Source organism: Succinimonas amylolytica DSM 2873 (assembly GCF_000378405.1).
GTDB lineage: Bacteria > Pseudomonadota > Gammaproteobacteria > Enterobacterales > Succinivibrionaceae > Succinimonas > Succinimonas amylolytica.
In genome coordinates, this window is the sequence record NZ_KB899637.1 from 172,764 (window position 1) to 190,364 (window position 17,601).

15 protein-coding genes are annotated in these 17,601 nt (G+C 51.2%); 10 read left to right on the forward strand and 5 right to left on the reverse strand.

The genetic code is table 11. From position 1 onward, the window contains the following. Positions 1-536 precede the first annotated feature (536 nt). Positions 537-1,850 (reverse strand): TFIIB-type zinc ribbon-containing protein, encoded by a 1,314-nt coding sequence (locus tag F557_RS0110170; protein WP_019002118.1) that lies wholly within the window; start codon positions 1,848-1,850, stop codon positions 537-539. Between the two features lie 9 nt (positions 1,851-1,859). Beyond that, entirely contained in the window at positions 1,860-3,152 is a 1,293-nt protein-coding gene (locus tag F557_RS0110175) for an SPFH domain-containing protein (RefSeq protein ID WP_019002119.1), read from the reverse strand. Between the two features lie 639 nt (positions 3,153-3,791). Here F557_RS0110175 and F557_RS23765 point away from each other — a divergent pair. From F557_RS23765 to F557_RS0110200, 3 genes are read left to right on the forward strand one after another with little or no spacing between them, the layout of a single operon-like run. Next, complete coding sequence (locus F557_RS23765; protein ID WP_019002122.1) at positions 3,792-4,469, forward strand: AAA family ATPase; 678 nt, start codon at positions 3,792-3,794, stop codon at positions 4,467-4,469. A 25-nt stretch (positions 4,470-4,494) separates the two neighbouring features. Beyond that, positions 4,495-5,478, forward strand: a complete 984-nt coding sequence (locus F557_RS23770) for a hypothetical protein (RefSeq protein WP_019002123.1) — start codon at positions 4,495-4,497, stop codon at positions 5,476-5,478. Further along, positions 5,403-5,699, forward strand: a complete 297-nt coding sequence (locus tag F557_RS0110200) for a PD-(D/E)XK nuclease domain-containing protein (protein ID WP_019002124.1) — start codon at positions 5,403-5,405, stop codon at positions 5,697-5,699. The genes F557_RS23770 and F557_RS0110200 overlap by 76 nt, the downstream gene beginning before the upstream one ends. Before the next feature lie 83 nt (positions 5,700-5,782). Here the strand turns inward: F557_RS0110200 and F557_RS0110205 are convergent, their stop codons facing one another. Together F557_RS0110205 and F557_RS0110210 are read right to left on the reverse strand one after the other, a co-directional pair. Next, complete coding sequence (locus tag F557_RS0110205; protein ID WP_157617843.1) at positions 5,783-6,265, reverse strand: hypothetical protein; 483 nt, start codon at positions 6,263-6,265, stop codon at positions 5,783-5,785. 87 nt (positions 6,266-6,352) lie between these two features. After that, complete coding sequence (locus F557_RS0110210) at positions 6,353-7,177, reverse strand: 4'-phosphopantetheinyl transferase family protein (protein WP_019002126.1); 825 nt, start codon at positions 7,175-7,177, stop codon at positions 6,353-6,355. Positions 7,178-7,355: 178 nt separating this feature from the next. Between F557_RS0110210 and nadA the strand changes: the two genes are divergently transcribed. The 4 genes from nadA (at position 7,356) to F557_RS0110245 (ending at position 11,864) form a co-directional block, all read left to right on the forward strand. Further along, positions 7,356-8,444, forward strand: coding sequence for a quinolinate synthase NadA (gene nadA / locus F557_RS0110220; protein WP_019002128.1), 1,089 nt, complete (start codon positions 7,356-7,358; stop codon positions 8,442-8,444). A 182-nt stretch (positions 8,445-8,626) separates the two neighbouring features. Further along, entirely contained in the window at positions 8,627-10,366 is a 1,740-nt protein-coding gene (locus F557_RS0110230) for a carbon starvation CstA family protein (RefSeq protein WP_019002130.1), read from the forward strand. Positions 10,367-10,629: 263 nt separating this feature from the next. Then, a complete protein-coding gene (rplY, locus tag F557_RS0110240) occupies positions 10,630-10,923 on the forward strand; it encodes a 50S ribosomal protein L25 (protein ID WP_019002132.1) in 294 nt (97 codons plus the stop codon). A gap of 89 nt (positions 10,924-11,012) precedes the next feature. Then, the gene (locus F557_RS0110245) at positions 11,013-11,864 is read left to right on the forward strand and encodes a CvfB family protein (protein WP_019002133.1); all 852 of its coding nucleotides are present in this window, start codon (positions 11,013-11,015) and stop codon (positions 11,862-11,864) included. A 99-nt stretch (positions 11,865-11,963) separates the two neighbouring features. Here F557_RS0110245 and F557_RS0110250 read toward each other — a convergent pair whose 3' ends face one another. After that, complete coding sequence (locus F557_RS0110250) at positions 11,964-12,905, reverse strand: hypothetical protein (protein ID WP_019002134.1); 942 nt, start codon at positions 12,903-12,905, stop codon at positions 11,964-11,966. Positions 12,906-13,149: 244 nt separating this feature from the next. Here F557_RS0110250 and F557_RS19590 point away from each other — a divergent pair, with 244 nt between their 5' ends. The 3 genes from F557_RS19590 to F557_RS21280 all read left to right on the forward strand — a co-directional run bounded on the left by F557_RS19590 (position 13,150) and on the right by F557_RS21280 (position 17,420). Continuing rightward, complete coding sequence (locus tag F557_RS19590; protein WP_019002136.1) at positions 13,150-14,418, forward strand: sugar efflux transporter; 1,269 nt, start codon at positions 13,150-13,152, stop codon at positions 14,416-14,418. Positions 14,419-14,476: 58 nt separating this feature from the next. Next, a complete protein-coding gene (locus tag F557_RS0110265) occupies positions 14,477-14,719 on the forward strand; it encodes a hypothetical protein (protein ID WP_019002137.1) in 243 nt (80 codons plus the stop codon). 574 nt (positions 14,720-15,293) lie between these two features. After that, entirely contained in the window at positions 15,294-17,420 is a 2,127-nt protein-coding gene (locus F557_RS21280; RefSeq protein ID WP_019002139.1) for an AAA family ATPase, read from the forward strand. The last annotated feature ends 181 nt before the right edge of the window (positions 17,421-17,601 follow it).

The following is a 17,601-nucleotide window of genomic DNA, read 5'->3' on the forward strand; positions in this document are numbered from 1 at the left end:
CCCGATTTTTGTGTGCGATATGGTACGGATTCACCAGCACTTTTGTCAAGAATCCCTGAAGCCTTAAAAAGACGGTTTAAGACCTAATACAAAATTCCTTTAACTGCATAAAAGAATAATGAATATCAGAAAATCAAACACTTGAACGGATCACAAAAACGCCAGACATGTGTATAAAATAATAAATAATTAGTTGGTAGTTATTGTATTTTTGTGACGAATGAGTCACGTTTTTTAAAAAATATTGAAATGTGTCACAATATAGTGAGAAAAGCCTTCACTTGATGCAAGACCAAAAAATTATGTGATCAGGGTCTAAATCAGAGATGATTGATATGAGTGAAGTGCAGAACCTGAAGGAATCGGGATAATGTGTTGTCGGGAATCTCTCTTCCTGTGTAGCCAGTATGACCCATGAGTCCCTCCAGAGTCCCCGGCGGTGAGATCCCGGTAAACCGGAACCAAGTAAAAAAGGAGTCCGAAGACTCCTTTTCATATTAAGCTCCTATTACAGGTTCAGAGCCATAGTGCACGCGCTACTTTGCAGAGGTGCTGATGGTGCGTACCTGTCTCTCGGTACGGCTGTACTTGTCTCTTTCCACTGCATTGGAGAAGCTTTCCTGATCCAGGTAGCCGTCAGCCTGAGTGGCGTCAGCTACGGAGGTGTTTCCGGAAACCATGACAAAGTGCACGATAAGCGAGAGCACCAGGGCAACCAGGAAGCCGATAATTCCGGCACCGGTCCATTCACTGTTTTCCAGCAGGAACTTGGCAGCCGGAATACAGATGGCGGCAGCGGGAACTGACCAGATACCGGCAGAGGTAAACATCCGGCCCCAGTCGGTGGGGAGATTGCCTACCAGTTTCCCGGTCTGGCCGTTAACTGCAAAAATGAAGTCCTTGCCATTCCACTGGTTCTTGATGATCCATACCGGGAACATGGCGTACTTGATGGAGCGGTCCGAGAAATCAATCTGGGAATCCACCACATCAACCTTGTCATAGCCCTTTACAGACTTGTCAATAACAGCCTTGACGAAGGTCTCCTTCATGCGCTTCTCAAAACGCGGATAGCTTTCCTCTACGCCCACGTCGTATTTGGTTGCGGCAAAGCCGGAAACATACGCGGTTCTGAAGGCCAGAGCTTCGGCGGTATCGAAGGGCTCAATGGAATCCATCAGATCGTCATCCATTTCCTTGGAGGCGTCAGCAGGAAGATCGGTAAACTCCATGTGGCTCTTGCGGTATACATCGTAGTGCTCATGGGTGGTGATTTCCTGGTTGGCCTGTCTGGTAGTGGTGATCTTCTGACAGTCGAGATTTACTTCGCCGTCTGCCTTGCAGCTCAGGAGCCAGAAAGGAACATAAATTCCCTGGATTTCCTTCTTGCGGGCTTCGGAGTTGAAGCTCTTCGGTACGAAGTGCTTGGAGGTCACGTGCTTGGTGTAGGCTTCCTGTACCTTCTTCTGATCAAACTTGAACGGAATAATAACATCAGGCTGAGCCTCGCCGGAAACCTTTCCGGAAAGCACAATGGGGCTGTCGCAGAAAGGGCACTTTTCGGAAATAGAGGTCAGTGCCGGGGTAATGGCACCGCCGCAGGACTTGCAGATGTAGGTTTCCTGCTGTCCCTCCTGAAAGGCCTCTCCGGTTTCCGGATCAATATCAAGTCTGCTGCCGCCGTCCTTTACGTCGATATTGTCCTCGGCCAGCTTTTTAGCGGCCATGGCATCATACTCCTCCTGGGAGATGACGGAATCGCAGAAAGGGCACTTCAGCATCTGAGTCTTGATATCAAACTCGTAGGTGCCTCCGCACTGGCACTTGAAGCGTTCTGAATTGCTGGTCATGTTCCTTCCTTAAAACTTGTGACCGCACTGCGGGCAGAACTTGGGAGTAGGACCTTCATACTTGTTGCCGCACTCAGGGCAGGCGCCGCCGGCCTGAGGCTTCTGCTGGCCGCAGTTCATGCAGAACTTGCCGGTGTTTTCAGTACCGCAGGAACAGGTCCAGGATCCGGCAGGAGCCGGCTTCTGCTGGCCGCAGTTCATGCAGAACTTGCCGGTGTTCTGGGCACCGCAGGAGCAGGTCCAGCCGCCCTGAGGAGCTGCCTGAGGCTGCTGCATCTGCGGCTGCTGAGGCTGCTGCTGGGCCATGGCGAACAGGTTGGCTGCACCCATGCCGCCGGCACCCTGGGCAAGACCCATGCCCATAAAGCCGTTCATGGCACCGTTGGCGTTGCCGGCAGCGGTTACCATGGCATCGGACTGAGCTCTGGCCATCTGAGCGGCAGCCAGTGCCGGGTTGGCGTATGCGGAAGCTTTCTGGAGCTCCTTGAGCATCTTCTGATCTTCTTCCGGCATGCTTACAGAATTGAGAGCGATGGAGAATACAGCGATGCCGCGTCTGGACCACTTGTCGTTCAGAACCTTGTTCATGCTGTCGCAGAGCTCATCCACGTGCTGCGGCAGGGCATAAGGTCTGATGCTGAGATCGGAAAGAGCGCCCAGAGCCTGGTTAAGGCCGCCTACGAATTCCTGCTTCAGAGTCGGAACAATGGTATCGCGCTCGTAAACTTCAGGCACGTTGCCGCCCAGCTGCTTGTAGAAGGAAACCGGATCGGTGATCTTGAAGGTGAACATGCCGTTGCAGCGTACGGATACGTCCAGATCCACATTGATCTTCTGGTCAACAATGCGGAACGGAATCGGGGTAGCGGTGCCGAACTTGTTGTCGATGATTTCCTTGATATTGAAGTAGTAAACTCTCTGATCGGAGCCCTGAACGCCGCCCTGCTTAAAACGTTCCCAGGCAGTGCCCATGACGTTCTTGATCTTGTCAACGTTAAGCTTGCCGCTGAAAATTGAAGGCTCGCCGCCCTTGTCGTAGGTGAACTTGCCGGGTTCGGCGGCAACTTCCATAACGATACCGTTGTCCACGACAATGGCGCACTGGCCGTCGGCAACCACGATGCCGGAACCGTTGGAAATAACATTGTCACTGGCACCGGTGTTTGAGGATCTTCCGTTAACGACCTTCTTGCCCTTGACCATCAGGGTATCATTGTCCAGAGCATCGCAGGTGAAGAATTCCTTCCACTGATCGGCAAGGGTGCCCCCCATGGCTCCAAGAGCAGCTTTTATTAATCCCATTATTTTTCTCCATAAAAAGTCAGAAAAAAAGGTAACAGGTCTGCTACCGTGCGGTTTGTCGCTGTTCGGAGACAAAAACCGGGCATCCGGTATGCACACCATTCCACAGTTAGCTCACAATATATATAAATGTGAGACCGCTGTGGGGATTAATTACCAAATTAAAGGAATGGATCACAAGATTGGACTTCAGAACTGTTATTTTTTCGGGAAGCTGCTTAAGGGCAGGCCGGCTCCGGAGCGGGAAGCGGAATCTGATGGCGGAGGGGGAAAGGCTGCAGGATTTCTGGATAGCAGTGCGTTGCCTGAGTCTGGAGTGGGCGGGGGCTAATCCGAAATATGTAAATCCCGGAGAGGATCATAAATGTGTCAGTCTCTCCGAGGTTACTGATGTATTGCGCGTTTTGTTGTCTTATGCTGTCAGATCAGCCGGTAAGATCCGTTCCGGCTCTCCGTAAATACGTCAGGAGGTACGTTTCCGGCAGGTTTTATAATGAATGCAAAGGGGCAAAAACATTAGTTCCGTCTCAGGGGGCTGTTTTTAAGGGATATCCCTGTTTAGGGCTGTTTTTTTCCTGTAACGGTTCCGGCTTCAGGAGAAAACAGTATCAGAGCATTTTTTTATGAAGGGAAAAGTCAGTGCTAAAGGCCATACCGGATTCTTTTACAGATTTTGCAACCTTGATTGATGAAGACTATGTGTTTATTGATAAAACCAGATTTCTTCAGGTGTATGAAGAGAGCAAAGTCAGAATTTCCCTGTTCCTGCGTCCCCGGCGTTTCGGAAAAACCATGTTCACAGAGCTTCTAAGATACTACTATGACAGGGCTCTTAAATCCGAAAGCGACCGGCTCTTTAAGGAGTGCTACATTGCTTCCCATCCCACACCGGAAAAGAGCTCCTTTTATGTTCTCAGGTTTGATTTTTCAGGAATTAGCACCAGCGGCAGCACTGAAGCAATCCTGGACGGTTTCAGGCGCAACATAATTGTCGGTATAAAGAATTTTTTATCAAGATATCCTGAATTTATGCCGACTGATGTTGTGCAGTCTGTTACGGAAGATAATCAGAAAACGCTGATGGATGCTCTATCCAGGTATTACAGAAACCTGGAACTTTTCCGGGATCCTTCGTCGTTAATCGGCGAATTTCTGCATAGTCTGATTCCGCAGTCTTTCAAAGTGATGGTAATTATTGACGAGTATGATAATTTCACCAACGACGTTCTGAGCAGAGATCCGCGGGCATTCGGGGAGCTGGCCCGGAAGGGCGGAGCACTGTCGTCCTTCTATCAGTACCGATCCTCTGTTCAATGAGCTTGAGGGCTTTACAGATGACGAGGTGCGGGAGCTTCTCAGGAAAACGGTGGATTTTGAGAAATGCCGTTTTTCGGCTGCAGAGCTCAGAGAGGTTATGAAGAAACGGTACAACGGCTACCGGTTCGCAAGGACAGCCGAAAGAACTGTTTACAATGCCACCCGTTGTCTTGACTTCATTAGCGAGCTTAATCAGGATTACAGCGCCATCCCGGATATAAAAATATTTTCCAGCACCAACGTGGACTATACCAAGCTTTCCGGATTCCTGAAGCTTATAAATGAGAGGGATCGCCGGGATCTTCTCCGGGATCTTCTCCGGGATCTTAACAGCCATCTGCCGGTAAAGGCGCGTGTCGATATTCCTGTCAGGCTGACTGCGGCCCGGGATACCCTGGGATATGCCGAAGGGGTTTCTCTCCTCTTCAATATGGGCTTTCTGACCATTATGAGCCCGGAGGAGCTCCGGCAACTGCCGGAAGGAAATCATCTTGAAGGAACCTATCCCAGGATTCCCAATGATTACTTTGAGATGCTGTTTTTCGGAATCCAGCTGGAAAACAGTCCGGACGTGCTCCGGAGCTTTGAAAAAATCCGGAATCTGAACGTTATGGCGGAGACCAACGACATCTCGGTGCTGGCGGCCATGCTGAACGAGATTGCCGGGGCCTTTATCCAAACCAACAATTCCCGGGAAGGCGAAACCCAGATCGGCCTCGCTGTCTATATGGCACTAAATCCTGTTACCAACGGGAGATTCCTGCTAAAGAGAGAGTATGCTGTTATGGTCGGCGGCAGGTTTGTATTCGAGGAGGACTGGATGAGGACGAATACGGGGATCCGGCCCTGGAAGAGCTGGAGCATGAGAACGGTCCCGCTCCGGTTTCTGAGGAGGAGCGCACGGAGGCCGCAGCTGCCCGAATGCTTCAGGAGATGTTCAGTGCCGGGGCCGGGGCGAAGGCGGCGCTTCTGGATACCGCCCGGGGGCGTGCGGATCTTCTGGCGATAAATACCGGTAACGGTCCCAGCTACATTTTTGAATTTAAGTACCGCAGAAACGGGAGAGCCCGTGAAACAACCAAGGTCAGGGTTGTCAGAACCCTGTATGACAGAGCTGTGAAGCAGCTTAACTTCTATGTCAGGGACGATAAAATCAGGGCTGTTCCGGATCTTCACAAATACGTCATCATATATGCCTACGGCATGTTTTATATCAAGGAGGCGGAATAGCAGAACCGGCCTCCCCGCCTCACGCCTGGCTACGGGGCATCATCCGGAAACAGTAACAGTACCGGCGATAAGGGACAGGAGACTTAGTTTCCCTTAAGGAGATTCTCCCGGAGCTTTTCCCGGGAAAGCTCCCTAAGCGCAGCGACGTCCCGATCCTTTACCCGGGCGTTTTTGACAAAGTAGAAAATCCGGCTGTCGTTTTCCCGGGAGATGGCGATATCCACGGCTTCGTAGTGATCCGAGATCCAGCATCCCAGGATCTGCGCCTCTCCCTGGGCAGCCTTACGGGTATCCAGACTTGCTGTTTTGCAGCCCAGCTTCCGGATCTCCTCAAGGGTGAATTCATGCAGGTTTGTGGCGGGCTGGTCCAGGAAAACAGCTCTGGTATGTCCACCGGTACGGCTGTTTGTGAATTCCACTGTGGCGGGGGAATCCGGGGTGCCCGCGGTAAGCTTTTCCACGTATCCGTGGGGCATGGGGCCGCCGGCAGCTGCCATGGCTGAAAGTCCCAGTGCCAGCATGGGGGCGAATCCCCGCAAAACCGTTTTCAGTATCCTAACCTTCATGATGCTTCTCCCGATAAGACCTGCCAGTGTTTTTCCGAACGTCCCGGATTATACACTTTGCCGGAGGGGATTACCGCGCCATGGATCTCAGTCTGCTAAACATGAACAGCCCCGGCTTTGCCTCGTCCAGACATTCCAGGAGATCCGGGGGGGCTCCGGAGGATTCTGTTCCGGATTTTCCGGCGGCAGAAAAATGAGAGGAGGAGAAAGCTCCGGTACCGTATTTTCAGAATCTGAAGCAGCCAGCGCGGCTCCCAGGTACCAGACCCGGTTCCGGAAAGCGATGGAGCCGGAGCAGGCCGTAAGAGGCGTTCCGTTTATGGTGGTCCGGCGGCTTTCGGGATCGATTTCGATATTCCGGAAGCCCTGAATTCCCGAGCCTTCATATTTTCCGGCGGCTTCACGGAGAGTCCAGAGCTCGAAAAATCTTTCCGGAAAAGCGGCGGAATCCTCATTCAGATACCGCTGTTCCTTTTCAGAAAAGAATCTTTCGGAAATGCCCCGAAGATTTCTTCCGGAGGCCACTATTTCCGCATCTGTTCCCAGAGGGACATCCGCTATTCCGAGGAAAACCAGGGGGCCCGAGTGCGCCCAGCTGAAAAAAGGGAGTGCGGGATCCCGGAAATACGGCTTTCCCGAGGGGGTGGCAAGAATTTCCGGAAGCTTTCCGGGAGCAGGATCCGGTATTCTGGTGCTAATGCTGTCCGAAACTGTTCCTGTTTTCCGGAATTCGGGAGAGAGAAAGATTCCGAGCCCTGTTTTCAGAGTGTTCAGCGCCGTTTCGTGAGAGGTCCGGTGCGGCGGGCGATCGGATTTTCCGGGAGTTCCGGCAGGAACGGAAGCCGCCAGAAAAAGAAGCCGGGACGGCAGCCTTTCCGGAGTTCCGGAGGCTTCCGGTATTGCCATATTCATAAAAATCTTCCGTTTAAAGGCCCGGGATTCTCCGGAGCAGTAATGGTTTTCCGGTCAGTGCCGGCCTGTTCCTGACAGTATACTCCGAAATTTCCGGGGATCCGGAGCTTCCGGAAAAAATCGGAATTTGAAATTACGGCCGGCAGCATTGGCGTTATAATAGCAGCCAGAACAGTTTTTGGAGAACAGCGCCATGTATATGCCAGATTTGTCCGGTATTTCCTATCCTGAACCGGAGCCGGAGCTTTCCGGAGAAGAAAAGAAGTCCTTCGGGGAACGGATCGCCGCGAAGCTTAAGGAGCTCAATGCCGCCCTGATTGCTCATTACTATACCGCTCCCGAGGTGCAGGAGCTGGCGGAAATGACCGGCGGCTTTATCGGAGATTCTCTGGAAATGGCACGGTGGGGCAGAAACAGTCCGGCAAAGGTGCTTCTGGTGGCCGGAGTGCGCTTTATGGGCGAGACTGCCAAAATTCTTTCTCCTGAAAAGACCGTCATTATGCCGGATCTGGGGGCGGAGTGCTCGCTGGATCTGGGCTGTCCGGCTCCCGAGTTTCAGAAGCTCCGGGAGGAGGAGCCGGATCGGGTGGCTGTGGTTTATGCCAATACCTCCGCTGCAGTGAAGGCTCTTTCCGACTATGTGGCTACCAGCTCCTGCGCCATTGACCTCATTCACTACCTGGATCTTATGGGAAAAAAGATTCTCTGGGCTCCGGACCGGCATCTCGGAGCGTATGTGGCTCAGGAAACCCGGGCGGATATGCTGCGGTGGCAGGCGCACTGTGTGGTGCATGACTCTTTTAAGGCCGCGGCCTTAAAGGATCTCCGGGCGGAGCATCCCGAGGCTGCCATAATGGTGCATCCGGAAGCTCCGGCGGAGGTTACGGCCATGGCCGATTTTGCCGGCTCCACCTCCCAGATCCTGAACCGGGTGAAGGAGATGGATCGGAAGGAGTTCATTATCGCCACCGAAACCGGAATTTTCTACAAGATTTCCCAGGCCTGTCCCGACAAGGTGCTGATTCCCGCTCCTACCGGCGGGCACGGTGCCACCTGTCAGAGCTGCGCCCGCTGTCCGTGGATGCGGATGAGCACGCTCCCGAAAATGCTCAGTGCTCTGGAGAACTTTTCCGGACATGAGATTACGGTTCCCGAGGATATCCGGGTGAAGGCTCTTGTTCCGGTGCAAAGGATGCTGGATTTCAATCAGGCCCTTAAGGAGCATGGTTCGGTGGAGGCTATGGTGCGGGCAGGAGTCCGTATCTGATCGCTGGCTTTTCAGGCGGAGCTATTATGACAGATCCCGGATTATCCGGGATTTCAGTTTTTGCTGTTCCGGGAAAATCCCGGAATTCCCCGGAGCGGACACGTTTTTTTCGCGGTTGCCGGTTCCGGGGCAGATTTTCTGACTTTTGACTGTGAACAAAGGAGAACCTTTACGGAAACTTTATGAACGGTTTATTGCTACTAACCATAGCGCTGGCTTATTTTGCAGCAGGCTATGTATTCTACGGCGGATATCTCACCCGTCTTTTTGGAATTGATGACCGGAGATCCACGCCGTCCGAAACCCGGAATGACGGAGTGGATTATGTTCCTACCAGCCGTTCGGTGCTGTTCGGACATCACTTTTCATCTATCGCCGGTGCGGGCCCCATTGTCGGACCGATAGCCGCCGCCTACTTCGGCTGGCTTCCGGCACTGCTGTGGATCCTTCTGGGATGCGTGTTTGTCGGGGCGGTGCACGACTTTGCTTCCCTGTTCCTCTCGGTGCGGCACGGCGGGCGTTCCATCGGCTATGTAATCGAGCGGCTCATGGGATATGCCGGACGGCAGATGTTCCTTGTTTTCTGCTGGATATCGCTGATCCTGGTGGTGGCGATATTCGGTCTTATGGTGGCCGGAACCTTTGTGAAAACCCCGGCAGTAGCCACTGCCTCTCTTATCTTCATACTGCTGGCCCCGGTGTTCGGCTATATTTCCCGGAATCTTCTGACACTCCGCACCTCCTCGTGGATTTTTGTTCCGCTGGTGTTCCTGACGGTATGGGTGTCAGACTTTATCCCGGCGGATCTGGTCTCTTTCTATTCCGGAGAAGGCATGGATGCCGCTCTTGCCCAGAAAGCCGCACTCTGGAGCTGGATGGGAGTTCTGGGAGTCTATGTCATGTTTGCATCGGTTATTTCCGTAAAATGGCTGCTGCAGCCGCGGGACTATCTGAGCTCCTATCTTCTTTATGCCATGATCTTCGGCGGGATCGCCGGTATCTGCTTCTATGCTCCGGAGCTGAAATTCCCGGCCTATATCGGCTATAACGTTCCCATCGGCAACGGACAGCCTACGGACATGATTCCGGCACTGTTTATTCTTATTGCCTGCGGAGCCTGTTCGGGATTTCATTCTCTGGTGGCTTCGGGTACCACCTCCAAGCAGATCCGCCGTGAAAGCCACATCAGAACCATCGGCTACGGCGGCATGATTGTAGAGGGTATTCTGGGAGTGATGAGCCTGATTTCGGTGGCCTACCTCAGCGAAGCGGATTTTGCGGAAATCGCGGCCAATCCGGTGAATGCCTTTGCCTCCGGCATCGGGGTGTTTTTATCAAAACTGGGCATTTCCGGTACCCTGGCCACCAATTTTATCAGTCTTGCCATTTCTGCATTTATGCTGACAACCCTGGATACTGCCACCAGGCTTACCCGCTTTGTATGGCAGGAAATTTTTACCCCGTCCTACGAAACCCAGGAGAGAATGCAGAATGAGGGCATTCCCCAGAAGAAGCATCCTCTGGTAACCTTCATAACCAATCCCTGGTTTGCTTCGGCATTTGTGGTAGGGCTCGCCGGTTTTCTGGCATCCACCGGAAGCGCCAATTCCATCTGGCCGATTTTCGGGGCCTCCAACCAGCTTCTGGCTGCGCTGACACTGCTGGGAGTCAGCATGTATCTCATGACAAAGAAGCTGAATTTCTGGATTACCCTGATTCCCACGATGCTGATGCTGTTTATGAGCATCTGGGGACTTCTGGACATCGTCAATGCCTTTATGAGCAAAAACCTGACTCTGGTAGGGGCCGCGATATTACTTATTCTCATGGCGGTGATGCTGGTAGTGCTGTCGGTTATTATGCTTAGAAGGAATCTCCGTCAGCTTTACGGCAGGGAAGACAGGGGAAATGCGGAGGTGTAGCCGTTTCCGGAATACCCGCTGAGTTCATCTGAACAATTCAGAAAATGACAGAAGAGCGTTTCCTCCCGGCATCGGAGGAGCGCTTTTTTGATCTCCGGAAGCTTTTTTTGATCCCCGGCGACCGGAAAGCTCCGAAAATTCCGGTGCAGTTTTTTCTTGTTAAATGTTTTTTAAAATGCTACAATCCGCACGTTTTTTGAAGAAGCTGTTCTGGTCGCATTGCAGCTTCATTTCTTTTGTGTATTTTTTTGAGAGTAATCAAAATGGCAGAAACCAATAAGTTTACCGCTGAGGTTCGTAACGTATTCGGGAAAGGTGCGAGCCGCCGCCTTCGTCGTTCGAACCGTTTACCGGCTATTATTTACGGCGGAGATGAAGCTCCGGTAAGCATCAGCCTGGAGTACATTCCGGTATTTACCGCTCAGCAGAGCCAGGCATTCTATTCCGCTCCTATCGTTCTTACCATTGACGGCAAGGAAGTAACCGTTAAGCCGGTTGCTATTCAGCGTCATCCGGTGAACGGCGCTCTGATCCACATCGACTTTATGCGCGCTTAAGCGGATCATTCCCGTTTCGTTTTGGTATTTAGGATAAAGGCACTCTTGGACAAGGGTGCCTTTTCCGTATTCGCTGGAGGATTGCCCGTATGACAGTTATTATTGGAAAAATGAACGATCTGCCCCTGGTCAGAACTGACGATAAGGGCGGATTTTTTGATGCCGGTACCTACGGCGAGGTTTTTCTTCCCAGATCGCAGATCCCGGCAGATCTGACGGCCGGCAGCACTCTCAGTGTTTTCTGCTATCTGGATGACGGCCGGCTTACTATCACCGCCAAAAGACCCCGGGCGCTTTTAGGGGAACTGGCGAAGATGCAGGTGCGGGATGTCACCCCGGGAGCTGCCTATATGGAATGGGGGATCAGAAAGGATCTTCTGGTGCCTTTCAGAGAACAGAAGCCGGTCTTCGAGGTGGGGGAATATTATGTGGTCTATGTGGATATAGACGATGAGGGGCGGCTCTTCGGAACCACAAAATTTAACCGCTATTTTACGGATTTTCTTCCGGATAATTCTGACCTCAAGGCCGGAGACCGGGTGGATCTCATGCCGGTGGCCAAAACTCCCCTGGGCGTCAGGATGGTGGTAAACAACAGTTACTTCGGCATGCTGCCGTCGCATCTGGCTCTTCAGAACAATGTGCACTACGGGGTGAAGCTGAAAGGCTTTATTCAGTCAGTGCGCCGGGATCGCAAAATCAATATCTGTCTTTATCAGGGCGGTCAGGAGGGGATGGACAGTGCCGGCGGCTTTATTCTGGCAAAGCTCCGGGAGGCGGGCGGACATCTCCCCTGGTGCGACAGATCCTCCCCCGAGGATATTGAAAGAAATCTGGGAATGAGCAAGGGCAAATTCAAGAAGGCTATCGGCACTCTTTACAAAAAGAAGCAGATTCTTCTGGATGACAACGGAATTACCCTGATTCCGGATCAGAACTGAACGGAAGTACCGAAAACTCCTGCTGGAAATAGAGAAAATCCCCGGACAGTTATGTACTGGCATAACCATCCGGGGATTTTTCTGGAAGCGGCTACGGTATTACGGTACCAGACTGCCCAGACCGATATCATGGGCAATGATGCTCACCAGGAGACGCTGCCCGTTCTCGTACATTTCCGAAAGCTCGTCCCGCTGGCTGGCATCAGTGCCGTTTTCATCCCAGGGCATTCTGACCTTCTCCCAGCCCAGATCCGGATGGCCTACATACATTTCCCCGGTATCCAGAAGAGTGTAGGGGATGGTGTCCATGCACATCATGTCGTCAATCCTGTTGGGATACGGGAAATCGCATTTGCTGCCATCCTTGTAAGGGTAGAGAATGCTGGTTTCGGGGAAGCGCAGCATCACCACCTTTCCCCAGTTCAGAAGCAGGGCCGGGGAGTTGTTGAAATTGACCAGCCCCCGCACTTTTCGGAGAGGGCAGGAGACGGCGTTTTTCTTAATACCCTGACCTTCTCTGTAGGTATAGATAATGGGGGTGTCGCGGGAATTACTGGAGATAAACAGAAGCTCGTCCCGGAATCCGTGAATGGAAGATGCGGCCACCGGGGCGATATCTCCCTTGAATACGAAATTCAGGTTTTCTGAAATGGCATAGCAGCGAATTCTGTTATTCGAAAGCAGAAAAACCGACTGCATATCACCAAGATTCTTCTCTTCGGTGTCTTCAGTATCCTCAGAGTCATAGTAACGCTTGATTGCGGCTATCGATGTTACCGGCTGGTCAGTTTCGAAAAGCTGCCACGAATTCCCTTTGTCAATGGAGTAAAAAACCTTTCCGCTGGCCAGAAGAACGAGAATTACCGGGGAGGCTTTCTTAATGATTTCTCCGGTATGATCAATGGCAATCACATTGTCTTCAAATTCGTAAACAAGCTTCCAGTCAGCTTCAAAGAGTTTGCGGGAATATATACGCCTGGCAGCTGAAACCCAGAGAGTGTCAGTCATGCTGGTATCAATAAAGTGATCAAAAGTTGACATAGTACTCCGCGATTTACAGTTTTATTTATGGTCTTCAGTTGTTGATATCTTAATGCATAGCCGCGATATTTTATTACGGATTTGCCGGTTTGCTCACGATTTCTTTGACTTTTCCCAAATTTACGGCCTCTCAGGCCCCTGAAAATATCGCGGCCAGACCGGTGAATTTCTGCGAACATGTTAAAATATGCCTGCAGGATCACAAAATCCGCACAGCTTATTCAGAATAGCGGGAGAATTAACCATGACCAGACAGAGCAAGTATATTTTTATGCTGCTGACATTTCTCACCGGATGTGCTCCGGGAACCTATCTGCCGCTATTGAGTCTTTTTCTTACAGAGAAGCTTCAGGCCTCCCCCTTTGAGGTGGGGCTGTACTTTACCATGCAGGCGGTGCTGGGGATTGTGATTTCGCAGGTTCTGGCACGGCTTTCCGACGGCAGACTGTCCCGGGTCCGGCTGGTGCAGAGCGGAGCCTTTTTCGGAATTCTGGCGGCTCTGGCCATGGTTTTTATCCGGGATTACTGGCTGCTTTTGTTTGTGGCTCCGGTATGCATGAGCGTGTCCTTTGTCTGCTCGCCCCAGATATTCGCAGCCGGCCGGGAGTACGGCATCAGTGTTTACGGGGATTCGGTAATGTTCACCTCGGTAATGCGCACCTTCTTTTCGCTGGCCTGGGTAGTGGCGCCGGTGCTGTCATACTGGGTGGCCACAGCCTTCGGATATGAGTATCTGTTTTCCGGAACCGCCTGTATTTTTTTAACTACCATTATCATGTCCGGGCTGTTTCTGCCGGATACCAAGGAAGGAAAGCGGATCGCGGGCGAGGAACGGGTTTCCATATTTAACCGGGATACCACGGTGCTGTTTCTGGCGGTGACTGCGCTGTGGCTGACCAACAATCTTTACCTTATCAGCATGCCGGTCTACATCAAAAATGAGCTCCTTCTGAACCCCTATCTGCCGTCCTACATGATGGCTACGGCCGCGCTTCTGGAAATTCCGGTAATGCTGATATCCGGCAAAACCGCCCGTACCTTCGGCATTAAAAAGCTGATGTATCTCTGCGGCATTGCGGGGTGTCTGTTCTACGGGGTACTGATAGCACTTCCCAAAACCTCGGAAACCGGGTTTATTCTGGCCCAGATCTTTAACGCCGTATATATCGGAATCCTGGCCGGTATCGGGATGATCTATTTTCAGGAGCTTTTGCCACGGGTGCCCGGTCAGGCTACCACTCTCTTCAACAATGCCGCGGCTACGGGGGCGATTATGGCGGGGCCGGTGCTGTCGGTGGCGGTGGGAATTACCGGCTTTTACGGTTCCTCCTTCGGTATCCTGATTATACTGACGGTGCTGGCCACCGGTCTTCTGACCTTTGTAAGAGATCCCTCGCAGATACGGCATACCGGTGATAACGGGATGGCGGATACCGGTTCTGGAAATGCTTCGAAAATACTCCCGGAAACGGGTATGGAAAACAGTGCCGAAAAATTTTCAGAAAAAGTGTAACCCGGCTCACTCTTTTGCGTTCTCCTGACAGTTAAGAACAACACAGGAGAATATCAGAATGAGCCACATGAATACCGAAGTTCAGGAAATGCTGTTTGATGCCAATGACAGAAGCATCCGTGAAATGATTGAGAAGGATAACGGCATTTTAACCTTCAGCCAGACCGATTCCAGATACGAGTCCACAAAGAGATGGCTGGAAAGAAACAATATCTCATACGTTAATATGGGTACGAGAAATCTGTTTAATATCTGGGTGCGTGCTCTGGAGGTCAGACTGCCGCTGCCGGCTGCGGCATAAAGCCGGAAACTTACAGCTTTCCCGAAGAAGGGAGCAGGTATCAGAAGAGAATCCGGGGTTTTCCAGAGGGAAAATTCCGGATTTTTCCTTTTTTACAAACCATATTCTGGGTTATTCCTGAAACACTGGGCTTCATTATTTTCTCCGGGGCTTCTTTGAATGTCAGTGTTTTCCGGCAGCTTGTGTCATCATTATCTGCTGTTATCTTTCTCATTCATTAATTCATCAATCAATCAAACGATAATACATATATTTGTCTATCATTTGTCAGTGTTTTTCTGGTATTTATTATGGATCTTGTTTTGTATGTTTAGCTGTTACCTTCTGAAAATAGCATGCCTTCACATGAGCATTTACTGATATTTTATTAAAAAATACTAACGAGTGAAACTATATCAGTAGTTTAACTTGACAATAAGTATATAAAATATTATAATAAGCACATAAACAGTTAATAATAAATCAAATATCTCTATCCCTGAGATTCTTTCCGGAATGCTATTCATAAAGATCCGGTCAGTTTTCTGTCAGCCGCTATCCGGCAGTGCAATGAGTTCTTTTACAAGGAGGCATCATGCAGTTCTACAAGATTACCATGAAGGGAGATTTTTCGAAGGTTCTGAAGAAAAAGGCTTGTAAGGATGATTTTTCGGCGTTTCTGACGAGCAGTAAATGCAAGGCTCTTTCGAAAGTGCATTTGTTCCGGCATGAGGAGAGATCCTGCAATATGCTGCCTAACAGGGATCTGTTTTTCTGTCCCTGCGATACCGATCGGAAAACCTATGTGGATTTCTTTGCGGCATTCAGTGTCAGATGTAACGGCTTTGCAGAGGTTTCTGCCGTTATTCTGGAACTGATCAGAAAAGAGCTGAAAGTGCAGGCAGTTCCCGGAGAGTACGCGGAAATTTCTCTGGAATCATACCTGAATCTGTTTGATAAGGCTGATGATGATGACATGTTCACCAGAAATGAACTGTCTCCCTCCTGTCCTTATATGAATTCTGAAAGTACCGGTCTTCTGTCCAGACATTACTTCAGATGGAGTGACGGGGTGGCGGACAGCAAGACCTGGGATCGCAGGCAGGCACTCCGGGAATTCAGCCAGATCTGTCTTCCCGGTAACGAGCTCGGCGGTGAGCTGGAACGCATCTATGCCCCCGTCCCGGTATCCGGAATTTTTGGTCATCCGGTTCATTACTATATTGAGTCTCCGGATTTAGAATCGGGAATGAAAGTGGTCTCTTTTATTATCAGAATGCTGTATTCCCGGGGCCGCCTTCTGAGCCGCCGCTACGGCGTTCTCCATATGAATTCCTATGATAACAGGCGTGGCAGTACGGACAGCGCTGAGGAATTACGGTTATTTCTTTCCCTGCATGACTGCGCTTCCGTTGTGGCGGTGTTTGAAAACGAGAATAGCGGGGAAAATGGCGGATGTCTGGTAAATGATGGTCGGGAGCACCTTTCCGAACTTCTGAAATTCATGGATGGCAGCTCGCTTAACACGCTTTATTTCATAATATGTGTTGCCCCCGAAAAATCTGCCGAAAGTAAAACGCCCCTGGTTTCCGTTGTAGAAGAAAAAGTGGCGCTGGTTCGGATCAGAACCGGTTTCGGGACCCGGGAACAGGCCGTGGCATATATGAAGGATCTGGTGGTCATGGCCGGCTACGAGAAATGGATCGATGATGCCGTAGCCCAGATCCGGGTGAATTCCCGCACCGAGTATTCCATGAGCATTGTTAATGACATTTTTCGGAGCTGGACCAGACGGGTACTCTGCAATACCGTATACGATTACGGGAAAATGATCCGGCCGGAGAAAGCAAAACGTAAGGTCAGGGGACGTTCTGCCTGCCAGCGGCTTGGGGATATGATCGGACTTGAACGGGTCAAGGAGATTATTGACCGCATTATTGCCGTCTCCGTCGTGGCCAGGCGCCGGAAAACTCTGGGACTTGACGAGAGCGGCAGATCCCGGCACATGATCTTCACTGGCAATCCCGGTACAGCCAAGACTACTGTGGCCCGCCTTCTCTCTGAGATTCTCCGGGAGGAGGGAGTTCTTGCTCACGGATCATTTGTGGAATGCGGCCGGGCGGATCTGGTGGCCAGGTATGTCGGCTGGACAGCCAAGACTGTAAAGGAGATGTTCGACAGGGCGGAAGGCGGTATTTTGTTCATTGATGAGGCCTATTCCCTGGCTCATGACACCAGATCCGGGTTCGGGGCGGAAGCCATCGATACCATTGTTCAGGAAATGGAGAACCGCCGGGAGCGGATGATTGTGATTATGGCCGGATATGCCGAACCCATGAAGAAGCTTCTGAAGGCCAATGCCGGTCTGGCCAGCCGCATTGCGTTCCATGTGGATTTTCCGGATTACAGTCCTGACGACCTGGAGGGAATTATGAAGCTCATGCTGCGGGAGCGGCAGCTGGCGGTTTCCGAAGAAGCTCTGGATAAGTGCCGGGAGATTTTCAGAAAGGCCGTAGCGCGGGATGATTTTGGAAACGGCCGTTTTGTCAGGAATCTTATAGAAGGGGCGGAACTCGCTCAGGCCCGGAGACTGAGAGATATCTACGGGAGAAAGGCGATTCCGAAAAGAGCTCTTACTGAGCTTGGCGCCGAGGACTTCAGCCTTCCCGAGAGCCTGAACAGTCAGGTAAGGAAAGGTTCCCGGATCGGTTTTTTATGCTGAAAAATTCTGTTCCCTAACTCCTGAAAAAAGTCCCCTGACCTGTCATAAAATCCCCTCCGAAATAACCGAAAATGGCTGTCATATGCTATATTGAGGATGATTTAAGATAAAACAGGAACAGTGGGACGGTACCGCAGGCACAGTCGCAGGGAGAGCTGATAATGACAATTTCCGTAAAATC